Annotated in this window: 12 protein-coding genes and 1 tRNA gene; 5 read left to right on the top strand and 8 right to left on the bottom strand. The window is 53.5% G+C overall.

Features of this window, described 5'->3' with window-relative positions; all coding sequences use genetic code 11:
* Positions 1-184 precede the first annotated feature (184 nt).
* The 3 genes from glpK to VFE46_07505 all read right to left on the bottom strand — a co-directional run bounded on the left by glpK (position 185) and on the right by VFE46_07505 (position 4201).
* Positions 185-1690 (bottom strand): glycerol kinase GlpK, encoded by a 1506-nt coding sequence (gene glpK / locus VFE46_07515; protein HZZ27842.1) that lies wholly within the window; start codon positions 1688-1690, stop codon positions 185-187.
* Positions 1687-3285, bottom strand: a complete 1599-nt coding sequence (locus VFE46_07510) for a glycerol-3-phosphate dehydrogenase/oxidase (protein HZZ27841.1) — start codon at positions 3283-3285, stop codon at positions 1687-1689. The genes glpK and VFE46_07510 overlap by 4 nt, the downstream gene beginning before the upstream one ends.
* Before the next feature lie 250 nt (positions 3286-3535).
* Entirely contained in the window at positions 3536-4201 is a 666-nt protein-coding gene (locus tag VFE46_07505; protein ID HZZ27840.1) for a tetratricopeptide repeat protein, read from the bottom strand.
* Between the two features lie 193 nt (positions 4202-4394).
* On the opposite strand from VFE46_07505, the gene VFE46_07500 reads away from it, so the two are divergent.
* Positions 4395-5540 (top strand): hypothetical protein, encoded by a 1146-nt coding sequence (locus VFE46_07500; protein ID HZZ27839.1) that lies wholly within the window; start codon positions 4395-4397, stop codon positions 5538-5540.
* A gap of 190 nt (positions 5541-5730) precedes the next feature.
* On the opposite strand, the gene VFE46_07495 is transcribed toward VFE46_07500, so the two are convergent.
* Together VFE46_07495 and VFE46_07490 are read right to left on the bottom strand one after the other, a co-directional pair.
* The gene (locus tag VFE46_07495; protein ID HZZ27838.1) at positions 5731-7224 is read right to left on the bottom strand and encodes a tetratricopeptide repeat protein; all 1494 of its coding nucleotides are present in this window, start codon (positions 7222-7224) and stop codon (positions 5731-5733) included.
* A gap of 192 nt (positions 7225-7416) precedes the next feature.
* The gene (locus VFE46_07490) at positions 7417-8145 is read right to left on the bottom strand and encodes a hypothetical protein (GenBank protein ID HZZ27837.1); all 729 of its coding nucleotides are present in this window, start codon (positions 8143-8145) and stop codon (positions 7417-7419) included.
* A 1470-nt stretch (positions 8146-9615) separates the two neighbouring features.
* On the opposite strand from VFE46_07490, the gene rho reads away from it, so the two are divergent.
* Entirely contained in the window at positions 9616-10935 is a 1320-nt protein-coding gene (rho, locus tag VFE46_07485) for a transcription termination factor Rho (GenBank protein HZZ27836.1), read from the top strand.
* A 39-nt stretch (positions 10936-10974) separates the two neighbouring features.
* Here the strand turns inward: rho and VFE46_07480 are convergent, their stop codons facing one another.
* The gene (locus tag VFE46_07480; GenBank protein ID HZZ27835.1) at positions 10975-12537 is read right to left on the bottom strand and encodes a glycosyltransferase family 39 protein; all 1563 of its coding nucleotides are present in this window, start codon (positions 12535-12537) and stop codon (positions 10975-10977) included.
* A gap of 120 nt (positions 12538-12657) precedes the next feature.
* Here VFE46_07480 and VFE46_07475 point away from each other — a divergent pair, with 120 nt between their 5' ends.
* Together VFE46_07475 and VFE46_07470 are read left to right on the top strand one after the other, a co-directional pair.
* Positions 12658-12822, top strand: coding sequence for a hypothetical protein (locus VFE46_07475; protein HZZ27834.1), 165 nt, complete (start codon positions 12658-12660; stop codon positions 12820-12822).
* A gap of 170 nt (positions 12823-12992) precedes the next feature.
* A tRNA-Ser gene (locus tag VFE46_07470) sits at positions 12993-13074 on the top strand.
* 93 nt (positions 13075-13167) lie between these two features.
* Here VFE46_07470 and VFE46_07465 read toward each other — a convergent pair.
* Both VFE46_07465 and VFE46_07460 read right to left on the bottom strand, forming a co-directional pair.
* Positions 13168-13794, bottom strand: coding sequence for a response regulator transcription factor (locus VFE46_07465; GenBank protein ID HZZ27833.1), 627 nt, complete (start codon positions 13792-13794; stop codon positions 13168-13170).
* Positions 13795-13807: 13 nt separating this feature from the next.
* A complete protein-coding gene (locus VFE46_07460) occupies positions 13808-16819 on the bottom strand; it encodes a two-component regulator propeller domain-containing protein (protein ID HZZ27832.1) in 3012 nt (1003 codons plus the stop codon).
* A 375-nt stretch (positions 16820-17194) separates the two neighbouring features.
* Here VFE46_07460 and VFE46_07455 point away from each other — a divergent pair.
* Positions 17195-17845: hypothetical protein (locus tag VFE46_07455; protein HZZ27831.1), on the top strand; the 651-nt coding region annotated here is incomplete at its 3' end.

Here is a 17845-nt window from a genome sequence, read left to right as displayed (position 1 = left end):
AGAGAAAAGCAAATTGAATGCACGTAGCGACAGAGTAGGCAATTATCGAAAGCTGCGATGTTTATGAATCAAGTTCGCGAAAAATTTGAAATTAAATCCGCGCGCGAGAAATTGCGTGGAAGACTCGGCAAACTGGCGAAACTTGGAAAGCCGATCTACGCTTGCCTTTCGCAGGCAGCTTCATTCACTCGTCCCAATGCAAGCTTCGCTCGACTGCCCGTCGCCACATTGCCTGGCGGCCGGCGCGTTGGTCTTGCGACATCGCCGGTTCAAAGCAACGGTCCAGCGCCCAGTTGCGAGCCACGTCGTCCAAGTTTTTCCAGAACCCGACCGCCAATCCGGCCAAATAAGCGGCTCCCAAGGCCGTCGTTTCCGCCACGACGGGCCGAACAACCTGGACATCCAGCAGATCGGCCTGGAATTGCATGAGGGCATTGTTCACACTCGCCCCGCCGTCGACTTTCAGCTTCCCGAGCTTAATGCCAGCATCTTGTTCCATGGCGTGCAACACTTCAGCGGATTGAAAGGCCATCGATTCCAGTGCCGCCCTAGCGATATGCCCCGCCGTGGTGCCGCGGGTCATCCCAAAAATAGCGCCGCGGGAATAGGGATCCCAATGTGGCGCACCCAACCCCACAAACGCCGGCACGAACACGACGCCGCCGGCATCAGGCACGCTAGCAGCCAGAGGTTCGACTTCCGCACTGGTTTTGATGATTTTCAGTCCATCGCGGAGCCATTGGACAACCGCCCCGGCCACAAACACGGAACCTTCCAGGCAGTAAGTAGTTTTCTCCCCGATTTGCCAACCTACGGTCGTCAGCAGTTTATTCCGCGAGCTCACCGGCTTGGGCCCCACGTTCAGCAGCATAAAGCAGCCTGTGCCGTAAGTGTTTTTGGCGCTCCCGACCTCAAAGCACGCCTGGCCAAACGTGGCCGCCTGCTGATCGCCGGCACAGCCGCTAATGGGAATGGGCGCGCCAAAGAGCTCGGGGGAAGTTTCGCCATAAACTTCGCTGCTGGAGCGCACTTCCGGCAGCATGGCTCGCGGCACTTCGAGCAATTTGAGCAGCTCGTCATCCCAGGACAGCGTGTGCAAGTTGAACAACATGGTGCGGCTGGCATTGGTCACGTCGGTAATGTGCCGCTGGCCGCCGGTGAGTCGCCAGATCAAGAACGAATCGACGGTGCCAAACAGCACTTCGCCGGCAACGGCGCGCTGGCGCAAACCGGTGACGGTGTCGAGCAGATGTTTGATCTTCGTTCCGGAAAAATATGCGTCAATGACGAGACCAGTTTTTTGTTGCACCAGCGGTTCCGCGCCGTCGGCTTTCAATCGCTCGCAAATGGGTGCGCTCACACGGCTTTGCCAAACAATGGCGTTGCTGACAGGCCGGCCGGTATCGCGCTCCCAAAGAATCGTCGTTTCGCGCTGATTGGTGACGCCAATCGCGGCGATGTCGGCGGCCGCGCAGTTTGCTTTTTTGATGACTTCGCGGGCCACGGCCAATTGCGAATTCCAAATGGCCTCCGGATCGTGTTCGACAATGCCGGGCTGCGGCAAGATTTGTGGAAACTCTTGCTGCGCGACGGCAACCGGCCGACCATCGTGGGCGAACAGAATTGCCCGGCTGGAGGTGGTGCCTTGATCGATCGCCAGGACGAACTTTTTGCTGTGCGATTGGCTCACGGCAGCACTCGTTTACCGAAATGTGATAAAAGTCGTTCCGCAATGCGGGCGCCGACATCCGCTTTTTCAGCCACGGTGAGCAACTCTGCTTCGATGAGCAAATCGGCCAGTTGGTTCAGGCACTCCCGCGATAATTGCGGATGGTACAACAGCATCAATCGTCGTTCAACCAAGTCATCCAAAGTCGTTACCCATTCCTCGCGGATGACTTTTCGGACAACGTCCAGCGGAATTTGGGTTCCGTGCAGCAACGGAATGTTGTTCTCGGGGGGACGATTCGACCCGGAAACGTCGCCGGGGCGCCTTACGGCGAAGAGAGGCTCGCTTTCTACAATGGGTCGCTCGCTGGAATTAGCCAGGTGCGACATTCCCAATCGCTTGAGAATTTCCCCGGCAGCTTCCTCCGCCAGCGAACGGCACGTGGTAAGTTTGCCACCGATGATGGAATATAGTGGCACTTCGCAATTCGGGTTTGGTTCCATCCAGTGGCGCCGCGAGATGGCCCCGGGTGTGGATGCGTCGGAGAAAGGCAATGGCCGGATGCCGGCATAATGTAAATCAATGTCGTCGAGGGACAAATGCACTTGAGGAAATACTTCGTTAACGGCCGCCACCAGGTATTCCAGTTCCGGCTGGGTGGCAATCGCGGTGGCGGGATCGCCTTGAAAGGGTTCGTCCGTAGTGCCCACAAGCGTGCCATTCAAAAACGGCAAATCAAACGGGAGGATAAAAATGGGGCGGCCATCGCCCGCTTCGGTATACACGGCGCGGCCGCCGAGTAATTGTTGCAAACGAGGGTTGCCGGTGACAAAGTGGCTTCCCTTGGTGCCGCCCATCAATAGCTTGGAGGGAACTTTCAGCGATTGGAGCGTGTGATCGACCCACGCTCCGGTAGCGTTGACAATTGCCGATGGCTGAAATTGTTCCACGATTTGCAAGGAATCTTTCCGACGGATCGTCGCTGTATGGTCGGCCAATGTGGCCTCATGATACGTCAATACGCGAAACTTAGTTGCCGCTTGTGCGGCGATGTTCCGCGCATCGTTCAAAAGCGCCAGGGTGAATCGCTCTGGGAAAACTACTTGTGCATCGGAAAATGAACATACCCAGCCAAAGGTTGCCTGATCGACCGGAACAACCGCCGGGGAGTTAGCTCGATGCGTTTTGTGCTTCGGCAAAGTTGGATCGCGGGCGTAACGATCGTACAGCCACAAGCCGAAGCGTACGGTCCACAATCCGCGATGCTGCGCATTTCCGGAATGCAAACGGCCTTTCAAACCGAGAAACTTTCGAGCCGCAGAAATGAACCCGCCGAATCGATTCTGTACTGGAATGAACAACCGCAACGGCCGCACAAACTGCGGCGCCAACCGGAGCAACCGTGTGCGTTCGCCAAGCGATTCGCGGACCAAAGCGAAATCACCATATTCTAAGTATCGTAGACCGCCATGAATTAACCGTGACGAATAAGACGTTGCCCCTGCCGCAATGTCATGAATGTCGACGAGTACTACATCAACGCCATTCAGCGCCAATTCGCGTGCCAGGGCTGCCCCATTGATGCCAGCGCCGAGAATAAGTACAGGATTGGGCATCACCGTGCAACAGATGGCTGAGAAGTTGTTCCTGCTTTGCGGTTACAGGATACCACTTGGTCTGTTGCTGTATCCAGCCCAGTCCGCGTTAATTCGACGGGAGTGAAATGCGGAAGCGGATAGACTCGAAGCGATTACCAGCCGCCGGCATTTATCACTGCCATTCGGACAGGCATTTCACCACAGAGTAGGACAGCATATCCGGTGAATACTCGGGTCCGCGTTTTTAGGCAGGACACCGCGCGTTTGATTACAGTTTCTTCCCCAGAAGTTTTTGCAAATACGTTACGTTGACGCGCACACCTTCCATAGATGGATTAATTTTCAGTGCGTGCCGAAAAGTATCGAGCGCATTCTGATGATCACCCAACTGCATGTGGCACTGTCCTAAGCCGGCTGCAGCGCCAAAATGGAATGGATTAAGATCCAGCGTGCGGCGGCAATCGGAAACCGATTCTAAAAACCTTTCGATTGCAAAATTGGCAATCGCCCGTTGATTCCAGGACTCGGCCAGCCTGGGATTATCTTCAATTAGTCGGCTGGCGGCAGTTCGAGCTGCATCATGCTTTTCCGCAGCGTTGAGTCCAATGACTCGGGCTAATTCCTGTTGTTGATTCCAAGACCCATCACGGCACCAAACAGCTCGAATGGCAGTTTCTGCCAGAATTCTGACACCTCGATCAGGATCTACCAAAGCGTGCCCTAAAACCGTATTGGAGGAGAAGTCGGCGATTGCCCCCAAGGCTAAGACCGCGCCTCTCCTAACCCAGCGTGATGAATGCAAAACCAAGCGTTCTAGTGTAGCACCGTGATAGCGTTCGGCCACGCGGTGAATAAAGGCCGCTTGATCGCGGTCGGCAAGAAACTGCTCGTAAAGCTCGGCTAAAATCGGTCGGCGGATGGTTGGATCGCCCATTCTGCACCTGCCGGAAGAAACCGCGAAGACCGAAAATCAATGCTCTGAACTCCAGTGTAATTACGCTCCTCAGTGAATTAAACTGGCAAAGAGAGAAATCGGTAAAAAGGTTTTAGATTGTTCGAGGTACAGAAGCGGTTTTCTCGCTTGCATTCGATTGTGCCGGGCGTCTATGCGAACAAGAAGGGCTTTCATGGCCAAGGTAATGCCGCTATTAGCGTGTATGTTCCTTTTGTTGCCAAGCATGCTATCTGGCGGGTTCTTTAAATTCGCGAATTCACAGTCTGCGGCAGCAGAAAACAATTGGCTTACTGATGGATCGCTGCATCAGGCATTAGCGCAGAGAGTCGGCATTGCCTGGTCGAATCTACCGATTCGTAAGGCTTTAGAGAGCCTTTCCAAGACACAAAAAATAGCCATAGTGCTCGACCGTCGGGTTGACCCGAATCAGAAAATAGAACTTGCTTTCGAAGACGTACCGCTACTCGAAGCGCTGGGGCGAATTGCGTCCCGGCTGCAAATGGGCGTCACGATGTTAGGCCCGGTGGCCTATTTTGGGCCTATCTCGACGGTTTTGCGGCTACGCACCCTTGCCGCTCTGCGAAGCGACGAAGCCAGTCGCCTGTCCCCAACCGAGCGATTACGCTGGACACAAGCTAAACCTTGGAAGTGGCCAGCTCTTTCCGCTCCACACGATTTGTTAGCAGCCTTAGGCAATGAAAATGGCGTACAAATTAACGGGCTTGATCGAATTCCGGCCGATCTTTGGGCTGCAGCAGATTTACCACCACTTACACTGCCACAACGATTGACGATCGTTCTAGCTCAGTTTGATTTTACCTATGAACCGACTGCCGATGGAACTTCACTGCAGATTGTTTCGATGCCAGAAAAGCCAGTTATCGAACGCAGCTATTCGGTTTCTGGAGTGTCGGAAGTCGCAGCTCAATTACGGCAAATCAAAATGTTGGCAGATGCGCAAATCGAAGTTATAGGCAGCAAGCTAATGGTACGCGGACGGCAAGAAGATCAAGAAGCAGTCAACGATATGTTATCCGGGCGCACAGCACATCGCTCCAATGTAAGTGAAGGCCGAAAAGTCTACACATTGCGAGTCGAGTTGCCGGTTGGCGAACTACTAGAAGCACTGGCCAAGCAAATGGGCGTGGAAATTCAACTCGACCGCCCTGCAATTGCGGCTGCAGGAATCTCGCTTGAAACAAAAGTCAAAGTAGACGTGAAACAGGTTTCGGCGGATGAATTACTGCACGCAGTACTTGAACCTGTTGGACTGAAATATGTTCAGCACGATAACGTGTTCGAAATAAAGCCCAAGTGAAAACACTGCCGCAGTGTTTATGCGAGCGACATTGTTTTGGCTTTCCACAGGACCGCCGAGTGGCAGAGACGCAGGAAAGCAATTACAGTCAGCGCGCTGGCACCTCATCTGTTCCGCAGTTGATTCCAGCACTGCCTGCCTGCTTCTCTGTTTCTCTGCGCCTCTGCCTCTCGGCGTCCCCTCAAGTAAGCTAACCCGTACTTGTCAATTGCTTTTCGATATCCGGGTTGATTTTGATAGCCGCGGCTCGATCTTTGTCTGCTTGTTCTTGGTTGCCCAAATAGCCATTAGCCACACTGCGATTTAAGTATGCTTCGGCATAATTGGGATTCAGGCGAATTGCTTGAGTATATGAATCAACTGCATCTTGCGGCCGATCCGCACGTACTTGCGCAATGCCGCGCTTGAAATAATTCGCAGCATTGTGCGAATCTAATCGCACCGCTTGATCGAAGCAGTAGATGGATTTTTTTGGTTCGTTCAGGGCAAGATATGTTAGGCCAAGGTTAACAAATGCTGGTGCGTAATGGTCGTCGTGCTCGAGGGCAATCGCGTATGAGTTTGCCGCTTCCAGCCATTTACCTTGTCGGGCCAGCGCCAATCCTTTCCAGAAGTCAGGACGGGGATCTTCGTCGTGAGCAAACACTGCAGCCTGGTCAAAATCTTGCCAAGCAATTCCGTATTCTCCCTTATACAGCCAAACGATGCCGCGACGTAGATAGTTTTCCGCTTGAGCATCCAAATCATCGGTGGTGAGATCAATGGCTGTCGTAAAGGCATCGATAGCGTCATCAAACCGATTCAACATCCGATAGGCTACTCCCTTGTAGAAATACGCGGCGCCTTCGCTGGCATCCAATTTTATTGCTTCATCGAAATGTTGTAGTGCCTCGTCATACTTTTCTTGTTGCAGCAAAGTGATGCCGGCTTTGACGGCTTGTTGAGCTGGCGTGTAAGTCTCTTCTGAAGACGGTTCGGTCGAGGGTGACGGAGTTTCCGCATGTTGTTCCTTGGACGGTGTTGAGGGCGCTGCAGACGTTGAGGGAGTTGACGGCGTCGTGTTGGGTTGTTCCGCCTTTGTTTCCGTAGAAGGCGCGGTTTCAAACGGATTGGCACCGGGCATGCGACCCTGCGATTCCGGTTTTGCCGGCTCGGTATTGCCCGGAGTACCCGAGGGACCTTGCAATGGAGCCGGTTGAGTTAGAGATGATCGGCCAGCGCCTTCTGCGGCGGCCGGAGCAGACGGAGTTGTTGCCTGAGGCGTGGGAGCTCCAAACGGATTTGGTGGACCGGAGGAAGGCGGCTGAGAAGTATTATTTTCTGGTGCGCCCAGGGGACCCTGCAGTGGAGCAGGTTGCGCCAACGAAGATCGGCCTGGACCCGGTGTACCTTGTGCTTGCGGGGCGGTGAGCGACGGGGCTGTTTCGCTGAACGGATTCGGCGGCCCGGCAAGTGGCCGCGTGCCTGTATCGGCCGGCGGGGCATTGGGAGTAACAGGTTGCTCGCGCGCCGGAGCCAAGCTGGAGGGTTGATCGGCCGGAGCTGCAGCAGCGGACGAGAATCCCATTACGCCTGTCAAAAAAGATCCAATTACCGTTGCGGTGACCACCGCCGACCAATGCCGCCAATCAAGTTTCATCATCATCCCCGTTGCCATACAGGAAACCCGATGTTCGGCCTTCATGGCTTCGCGCTCGGAAAAGAGAAGTGGGATGCCTCGTACGCCCCAACATGGCCAATCTCCCGCGAGAACTGGCGGGATGACTTCAGTATAATCAGACGACGCTGATTGCCGCCAAAGACTTGGCCGGCTGAAGAAAGTTTTCCGGTATTACAGACGATACAACCGGAACCAATGTGCTTGCCTGCTGGCCAGTTAACGTAGTGTCGTGGTCGAATTTGGGCTTTCGGCCTGAAGAACTTCGGCAACGTAACGCTTGGGGTTCTGGCTAAAAATTTGTCGCGAGGCCTCGTTGGAAAACAGGTAAATCCTGTTTTGATATGAGATGCCCAGTGCACGTTTGCCGCTGACGTCTTGGCCATAATCAATAGCCATTACGACGTCTTGGCCAGAAATTGCGGGACTGTAGCGATCCGGATCTGCAAGAAATCTTTTTTGTTGCTCTGGCCCAGTGAACAAGTATGTGCGGCCACGATGAATCACACCCCAACGCCGATCGCCAACTTGCCAACGCTGCTGTTCTACGAGCGTCACGGGACAGTAGCCATCTAAAGCCAACGGCGGCACTGTAGCGGTGAACTGCGCAGTTGCCTGGCTGGAGGAAGGTCCGCCCGTTGCCGCGGTCGTGATGTTGGAATTGGGCACAGGAGCCGATTGTGCAGTGGCCGCTGCGCTCGCAGCCGCAGATGGACCATAAGCGGTGGATCGATAATTAGTCGGAGGCACGGTTGGTGGCGAATAAGTAGGGGGCGAGTATGCCGGCGGCGCGTACGCCGGATGAGCAAGGCCCGCCGGTGCGACAATCGACGGACTGACAGACACCGATGAAGTGCTGGCGGCAGGAATACCTCCGTTTACCCCATTCGAAGATGACGAAAAATGTTGATAGTACTCCGCATACCGGCTGTCAGAATAGGCGGGCACGGCGGGTATCGATACACTCGCTGGATTTGCTGCTGGAGCGCCCCACGCCGCGTTCGGCGCTGCAGCCGGCATATTTCCGGCCGGCAGAGTTGCTGCGACGGAACCTGAAGTGTATCCGGGCGAAAGGCTCGAATTGGCCAGCACCCACCCTGATGCACTTACTGAATTCATCGAGCTGCCCACTTGGCTTGCGCCAGCGATCGGCGCTGTGGCAGGCGCGCCAGCGACAGAGTTCACAGCGCCTGCAACAACCGCCAACTTTTGCATGTACTCGTCAGGAGTCGGCGGGCTTACCATTCGTCCAACAATTTGACCGCTAGGCGTAATGACAAGGTCAGTCGGGAGGCAAGTTATGCCATATTGTTTCGTCGTAGTTGGCCAATCGTCAGCGTTGACTTTCACCGGTACAAACCGGGCTTGAATAGCCTGCTGCACCTGTGGTAGCGAGAAAACATTTTTTTCCAATTGTTTGCAGGCGATACACGAAGGCGACCAAAAGTGCACTAAGATAAGGCGATTGGTCTGCGCGGCAATCTGCTTTGCCTGTTCCAAATTCGTTTGCCAGAGGATTCCTTTTGACGAAGCACACTGAGCCCAAGACGACCAGACCAAGCAGCCCATGAATACGCTCGCAATTGCAGTATGTTTCCCAGGCCTTCGGAACATGATTGAACCCCCCCTAGGCTTTGTCGTTAAAAGTAGGACTGAGCTGTTAGGTTAATGCGTGTCGATAGCGCTCCCCCTCGTGGTTATCGGATGGGAAAGCAATCCGGTTATATGAAAATTACCGAGCAAGAGGAGATTGCCGGTTTTCAGCTGAAAACCGATGAAAAATGATAAAAATGGCCGCATTGAACATACGGCCGATTAATTCCCTAAATTCTCTAGGCTTGCTTAATCCACCGCTTGACACAGGCTGAACAATGAATATGATTGAGCGCAGTTAAAGTTTCTGCCTATTAATATAGGCGCAGCTGGCCGTAAAGATGATTCTGGCGGCCGCTTCTCGCGACCAGGAATTCGGCGCGAGGAACATAAAATTCTAGTTCTGTCCGCTGCTTTGCTGTTGTTGTCGTGAGTGCTAGCAACGACCTTTCGTAGTCAGTACTCATTTTTTGGCGACCTGTTTTTGACCGCGTTGGCCGGAGACCTGCAAAGCAGTTATCAGAGGTGTTCGTACTGTTGGGCACACTTTTGTTGGGGGCTATGCACATTGGCCCGGAGCTAACGCTCTTTGCATGGCTAGGCAACGCGATTCTGTGAAGCGCGTCCGCCCGGCCAAAAACTGATTTTCGTATCGTTTTGCAGTATTTTTATCTATTTTGTTCCAATGGCAGATTGAGAATGATGCATCTGTCGTAGCGGACCATTGGCTGGATTAAAGTTGTGCGTCCAGTCTGTAAGTGTTGGAGGCGTTCCAACCCCAGCGCTGGGATCAGCGCTTCGTGAGGTTTCCTTTCAGGGTGAGCTATGGGAAAGAAGCGTAATAAGGGTGGTCGTGGGCGAGGCCGAGGTTACTACGGGGGCGGGGGCGGTGGTGGTCGTGGCGGAAACATGAACGGACGCCCAGGGGGATATGGAGGCGGTGGCTACCGTCGCTACGGCAATGATCCTGGCCCTCGTGCGCCATTGCCTGAAATTGAATTTCCCGAAGGTTCCGATACTACACCGCCTGAACCGGGCGCTGGCGTTCTTGAGCTGCATCCCAATGGTTATGGATTCTTACGCAGCATCGCCAATAATCTATCTCGGGAACGTACGGATCCGTTCGTTCCAGGCACTATGATCGAGAAATTCCGCCTCCGCGAGGGAGTGTTGGTGAACGGGATGGTGCAACACAGCCGCCGCCAACAGGGTCCGCGGCTGAAGGAAATCCTTGATGTCGACGGAATGAAACCGGAAGATTATCCGAACGTTAAGGACTTTGACCAACTTACGCCCATCAATCCAGAGAGCTGGTTGCAATTGGAAACCGGTCAGCAGCCGATTACGACTCGCGTAATTGATTTGCTGACGCCGATTGGAAAAGGTCAGCGAGCTCTGATAGTCGCACCACCACGCACTGGAAAAACCATTCTGCTGCAGCAAATAAGTCAGGCGATTTCGCAAAACTATCCGGACATGAAATTGGTGATGCTACTCATCGACGAGCGGCCGGAGGAAGTCACTGACATGCGGCGCAGTGTGAATGGCGATGTGATTGCTAGTAGCCTCGATCGCGATGTCGAAAGCCATGTTCGCTTGGCACAAATTGCCGTTGAACGTTGCAAACGGCTGGCTGAGATGGGTAAAGATGTGTTCTTGTTGATGGATTCTATTACCCGCATGGCCCGAGCGTTTAACAAAGTGACTCGCGGCGATCGTACCGCCACAGGCGGGTTAGATATTCGCGCCCTCGATATTCCCAAAAAATTATTTGCCACTGCTCGGTTGTTCGAGGAAGGGGGCTCGCTCACGATTGCGGCGACAGCACTGATCGACACCGGTAGCCGCATGGACGAAGCGATTTTTCAGGAATTCAAAGGTACCGGCAACATGGAATTGGTGCTCGACCGTAAGCTCGCCGACCGTCGCGTTTGGCCGGCTTTGGACATTACTCAATCGGGTACCCGCCGCGAAGAAAAGCTGCTTGACGCGGAAACGTTGCATGCCGTCACCATGTTACGGCGCACACTGGCTAACATGCATCATGTCGATGCCATGGAACAGCTCACAACTAAGTTGGCAAAGTTCAAAACGAATCGTGAGTTCATTAGTCTGATTGCCGGCGCCAAAGCGGGTGTGGATTAAACTGCAAACTGTACTCAACGGCACTCAACCGATTGTGCTCTACCGGCGCAATGGTTGATCAAGCTTGTTCGCCAGTTCTACTTGATTTGCTGGCGGCACTCGTGCCATGCCAAAGCGCGCTGGCGAGACCTTGGCTGAGGTGTGATATGGTATTTCGATCACGCCCAATGAATGCATTTCCGGAAAACGCTGCTGCCAGTCGGCAGGTGGACCAGGATGCTTGGAATCTTCAGACCACACGAGTACTCCACCTGCAGTCCGAAGTTTTTCGTCACTTGCCCAAGGACTAACTCGGCGATCCAAATCGCCATATATGCACGGGGTATCCTCTGAATAAAAAGATGCATTTCCAGCCAGCCACCAATCACCCCCAACCCACGGTAAGGTAGTGGCGTATTCTCCGTGCCAAGCTTGCTGCACGGCAGCCCCCAGTTCTTGTCCAGGAAATGCGGCATGAGACCAGTTTTGCAACACATAGGGTGAAATGAACCGCTCGGCAACGAAGGCAATTGGAAACAACGTTGCCACCATTGTGGCCCGGTATAGTACCCAGCGCAGTTTAATAGGGTCGTTGCTGAATTCGAAGCAGGTTAACAACAACAGAGGCCAAAACATCCATAACGGCGCGCCCCAGCCTGGAGACAACTTCGCCCCTGTGATTGCAGACAACAGCAAATATAAACCGAAGGGGCCCATCCCAATGAACAGTGCAAAAGAGCGGACATAAGACTGATCAGAATTCCAGTCGCGCAATTTCCATTTTTGCCCTAGCGCTGGCCATAACAATAGTGCCGCGGGCGCAACCGCTGCTGTTTGTGAGAGGAGGAATGTCAGCGGATTAACTATATGGTCTAAAAATCCTCCAGCATGCTGCGAACGGTTCATCGCATATTGAATGGTGGGAAAATGCGATGACACCGTCCAAATTAAATGGGGCGCGATCAGAATCAATGTTGTCGATGCAGTCAGATACGGTCCGGCGGTGCGCCATAATGGTCGAGCCCCAGGATGGACAACCAACAAGGCCACCATCGACAATCCTAAGAAAGCAATGTCATACTTCGTATACATGCCCAGCGCCAAGAACACGCCGGTGGCAACCCAATCTCTGCGCCGGTTCTGCATTAATGCAGCGTGGAACATAAGTGCTGATAGAGCCCACCAAGGCAGATTTAGCGTGTTGTTGTTGAATTGAACCGTTTTCCAGTTGAAAAAGTAGCACGATTCCAGCAGTAAAAGCGACAACAATGCCAATGATGACGACAACCAATGTCGCGCTAGTTTCCAAACTCCCCACATCGCCAGCACTACAGCACATTGTCCTCCAAAATACAGGACAATTTCCTGCTTTCCAAATACACTCGTGAGCGCGTGGGCGCACCAAGCGGGAAGTGGTGGATGCTTGGAATAGCCGAGTTGGCTATTTTGTCCCCAAAACCACATTTCGATTGAATCGAATGTCAAGTTGCGATTGGCCAAAGTGGGGACGATCGTCCAGGCTGCCAAATGGACTAAAAGAATGATCCAAACCCATCGAATTGCCGGATCTTTTTCTACTGCCGCGGCGATCGGCAACTGCGCATCAATATCTCTCAACGCCATAAGTGCCCCCCAAAAGCCGATATTGCGTCAGACGAGCGTGCGTAGACTGCAGACGCAGATTGACACCAAAGGAACAATTACGTTCCTATCTTTGGGAGTTCGGCTCAATATTTGCCAAACATGAACTGCAAACCTGTTACGGACAAGTTTGCGTTCCCTTTATCAATCAAACTCAAAGAATTGCTAGCAAGCATTTTGACCAGCAACGTGTCGCTGAACTGCTTTGCCCAATGGTATGCCGCGCGGCAGGCTCGCGCATTCGGGCGGCCGACGTACAACGGCTAATTATCCAACCGAAGCCTTAAGAGTGCGCCGATTCGTTCGCCCCAATACTCATTGTTAACCACAATGCAAGTTGCAGCGTCAATTGGTTGAGGTTGGCTGTAACGGCAGCTTTATTTTGCCGGTTTGCGAGAAACCGCAAACGATGTAAGATTATGAATGTAAGTGGTTTCGGAGGGTAAGCGAATGGTTAGCGGCCACACTGGAAATGTGGTGCCGGGAAACCGGTTGCGGGTTCGAGCCCCGTGCCCTCCGCTAAAGGGAATGCGGCGATGGTCGAAGGGATTTGAAAGTAAGCCCGGTAGCGATAGTAGAGTAATCGGATACCAGATAAACCTGCGACGAGCTCTATAACCGCTGTAAGAACTTCACGGTTGCTTCCGTGCGTGATTCGACCTGCAAAGCCTGATACATGCGGCGAATATGGGTGCGCACCGTGCTCATGCTGATATTTAGTGCTGCGCATATTTCCTTATAGCGATATCCTTCGGCAAGCAGCGACAGCACCTCATATTCCCGCTTGCTGAGCTTCTCCACTTCGGGGTTTTTCTTGCGAATCTGGCTAAAATAACCAACCACTTTCCGCGCGATCGGCATAGACATGGGAGAACCACCGCTGTGAATTTGCTCGATGGCATGCATTAATTCAGCAGCAGGAGCACTTTTCAGCACATAGCCGTTTGCGCCGGCGCGCAACGAATTGAAGATTAAATCGGTTTCGTCATAAGTGGTAAGCATCAGCACTTCCAAATCCGGCAAATTGGCCTTTAAGCGACGGACACATTCAATGCCATCCATGCCAGGAAGGTTAATATCGACCAGCGCCACTTGAGGTGGGTTTTTCGGAATGCCCACTAGCGCTTCTTCCGCGGTCGGATAGCTCGCCAAAAGTTTCAAACCCGATTCGGCAAGCAGAGCCCGTAAACTTTTGCGGGTAGATTCGTGATCTTCGACAATGGATACCGTAATGGTCATCGTGGAGTGCCTCCTAATTTGCCGAGCGGCAAGGGAAACTGAGGAAAATTTTCGTGCCGCTGGCTTTTTCGCTGTTAATTTCAAAGCGGCCGTCGATATCTGCCATTCGTTGCCGCATGTTGTGGAGTCCGTCGGCCAGCACATCTTCGGTTGCGCCGTTGAACCCACAGCCGTTGTCCTCGATGGATAAATACGAAGATTTTCCATTGACGCCCACATGAATTCGCACTTCGCTGGCGTGCGAATGCCGCACGACATTGTTCAGCGCTTCTTTCACCACTAGCAACACGTTATGCCGAACTTCCGCGGTGACGGGTACCCGGGGGGCATCCTCAACCAAGTTCATCCGGCACCGAACATCGGCCGAATCCAAAAATTCCAGAGCATATTTGCCCAGGTAATTTAGCAAGTGTTCCAGCGTATCATTGCGCGGATGGACGGCCCACACCGTTTCGTCCAACGACTTCATGATTTGCCGGGAGGTGGAGGTAATTTGCTGCGCATAAGCGCGAACTTCATTTTCGTTGGCGCGATGACGCAGCGCCATATCACCCAGCATGGCGACACTGGTTAATCCGGCGCCGAGTTCGTCGTGCAAATCGCGCGCGATGCGGGTGCGTTCCCGATCAATTGCGGTTTGGCGTTCGAGGCTTCGAACCTGCGCGCGTAAGCGGCGGAACGAAATATAACGCGCCAGCGCCACCACTGCCGTGGTAAACAAGCCCACGGCCCCCAATCGAAACCAAGTGGTTTGTAAAATTCCGGGCACCACGGTGAACGCCAACTTAGCGCCGGCTTCGTTCCACACGCCGTCACTGTTACAAGCCCGCACGGCGAATTGATAATCGCCCGGCGGCAACCGGGAGTACGTTACTTCCCGTTGCGCGCCACCGTCGATCCAGCGGTCGTCAAAGTTTTGCAACTGATATTGAAATTGCACGTTGGAAGGAGCATTGAAGCTTAGGGCCGTGAAATCGAATTGCACCCGATGGTGATCCGGCGGAAGTTGCACGGGGTTGGTTGGCTGATCGAGATTGACCGTGGTGGTCGATGGAAAGACGCCGGCATATGAAGCCACCAGATTGTCGTCTACTAACACTTTTTCCAAAATCACCGGTGGCGGCTGCAACTGTTCGCGAACTTTTTCCGGCGAAATCGTGACCAGTGCCGGCCCCATGATGAGCCATAAATGACCGTCATGACCTCGAACCGCGTTGCAGCGCGCGACGGTGGTTTGTAGCGTGGGTAATCCTTCTTCCAGGCCATAGTGCATAGAGCGTAAGCGCGTTTGTTTTCCATCGGCAACGTCGGCTAACTCGCGCTCACGGACTTTGAAAATGCCGTTGCTGGCGCCGAACCATACCCAGCCGCGCTCGTCCGGAATAATTTGGGCGATGCAATTGCTATAAAGCCCCTGACGCGTGTCGATTCGCTTAACGTTTCCATCTTGGAGTTGAAAAAGTCCTGATTGTGCCGTACCGATCCAAATGGTTCCATTGTTATTGGCATATAGGCATAGAATACCCACAAAGCCTTTCGGTAAGCGGCTAGTTTCGTCGAACACATTATCGTTTGTAATTCGCCAAAGCTTGCCGCGTTCCGATGCAATCCAAATGTTTCCATCGCCGTCTTCTGCCAGAGCGCGAACATGAAACTCGAGGGCAGGCAACGTGAATGTTTGAAACTTGCCGGCTCGTACGCGTTGTAATGTGTCCGGCGTTTGTGCAACAATCCATAAATCGCCATTTTTGGTCACCAGCATTTTAGAGATGGTTTGCGCTGCCAATCCGTCCGATTTGGAATAGCTGGCCCAATGATCGTGTTGCAAATTGAATAATCTTCCGTTCTGTCCTCCGACCCATATTTTGCCGTCTCGGTCGGACGCGACGCTAATTACTGCTTCATCCGACCACGGGTTCGGCAGCGAAGCATTAATCCATTGGCCGTCCGTGCGCCGCTTAAGACTTCCATCCTGCATGGCGGCCCAGAACGTGCCTTCCGTATCTTCGCAAAGCGACATGACGGTTTGCGACATTAAACCGGTCTCGCCTCCCTCCAGCATAATGGCCCTTGGTTGCACACGATTTAGACCACCACCCTGGGTTCCAACCCATAAGTTTCCATCGCTGTCTTCGGTCAAACTGGTCATGCGATGAAAGGAAGTTGGCACATTTTCGAATGTCTTTCCGTCATAGCGAAACAAACCGTAAGCCGAAGTTCCAATCCAGACTGCGCCGTTGTGATCTTCCAACATTACCAGCGAATTTCCAATCGCATGTTTTGGTTTGAACGAACCGTGATCTTCAAGATCTCCGTTCTCGTCACAGTGCGAAAGCGCAAAGTCGCTGGTGATCCACACGCCGCCGCGATGCGCAGCGGTCAACTGCGCCTGCTGCGGTAACTTTGCCAGCACGTTAAAACGACCATCACGAAAGATGCCGATCTGGGCTCCCTTGGCAAACCAAATTGAGCCGTTGATATCAACTATTAAATTGCAAGTGGAACGGCCATTCGGTACCCCGTCTTGAGCGCTAAATTCTGTGATCTTTTGGTCTAAAATTCGCGCTAGCTGCCCGGCGCGTGAACTCACCCAAATGGCCTGCTGCCCGTCTTCCACCACATCTTCCGGCTGGAAATTTGGCAAGTGCCCTAAGATTTTTGGCGGCCTGCCAAAATCCATTTCAATGATCCGACCCGTCTCAGACGCTACAAGCAGGCCGCCGGCATGCGTCTTTGTGATTGCAGCAACCCGTTCCTTTTCACTCTCTGAGGGAATGGTAAGAGGGCACTGTTCAAATTTCACGCCGTCGAAGCGCGATAGACCGGTAGGAGTGCCCACCCAAAGATAACCATCCTGGGTTTGGACTACTCCGGAGATTTTGGAGTTTGGCGAAGCGTCGTTCGGCTGCCAAACGCGAACATTCCAATCTGTGGGTGCTCCGGCGGCGCGGCTCGTAATGAGCAAGGCAAACAGTGCGATCGTGCGAAGTCGGCACGTTTGGGAAACGGTGAACAGCGCCTGCATGGCATTCCGGTCCAACGGGCAAGTGTGAGAGATTCTTATATCATCCTCTCCGCTCGGGCGAGTATCAAGGCAGGCCACTGCCACCGTGAAATAATTTCATCAGCATCAGGCACCTACTAAGGCGTGTCATCCTTTTGGACGACAGCGCAAGCGGCGCGCGTCGGCGCGTCGTACAAAATGGCGACACGCAAAAGCCCGCAATTTCATTGTGACTGGCGAGAACCGAAATATAATTCGGGCAGTTGGGTTCCGGGGAGTTTTCTAAGCGCTATCAAGGCATCGTGCCGAGAAAGCTGCCGCCTCCATCGGATCAGCCGCTACTAGCTGTGCCCAAACATTGTGCCGCGAAATTATCTCTACAGAAGGAAAACGGAAATGCTTACTACCGTCCGCAATCTGCGTAAGTTGATCTGCCTTGTAAGCGTTGTCTGTGCCATTGCCGCGTTCCGGGCAAAAGCCGCGAATCTTACTTGGGATAGCGATGGCGTTCCTCCGGTCACCGATGGCAGCAACTTTTGGGATACCCTTCCCACCAACATCTTCTGGTTCACTGGCACTTCCGACGTCGTGTGGGATAGTGTCAGCACGGCGCTATTTGGCGCCGGCAATGGAACTGCCCCATACACCGTTACCATCGACGATGGCTCCGGCACAGTGAATGCCGCAGGTCTCACATTTAATAACCCCGGTACCGGGGCAAGCTATACGATCGCCGCCAGCGGCAGCGATACCCTGACGCTGAACGTGGCCAATCCGCTGATCAGCATTGGCACAGGGGTCAGCGCAGCCATTAGCGCTCCGATCGCGGGCGCTTTCAACAGCAGCACCGGCACGAACAATACGACGGGATTGATCATTAAAAGCCTGAGCGGCAATACGGGCACGCTCACTTTGTCCGGCGCCAGCACCTACACGGGCAGTACGATCATCGAAAGCAGCGGGGCCGCGAACACGGGGACCGCGGTGGCCTTGACAGGCGCCGCCACACTGGGCTCCTCGGGATCAAATGTTTACATTGCCTTTAAT

It is taken from the genome of Pirellulales bacterium (genome assembly GCA_035656635.1).
Lineage (GTDB): Bacteria > Planctomycetota > Planctomycetia > Pirellulales > JADZDJ01 > DATJYL01.
Note: the sequence above shows the minus strand (reverse complement) of the source record. Positions and strands in the feature narration are given on the sequence as shown.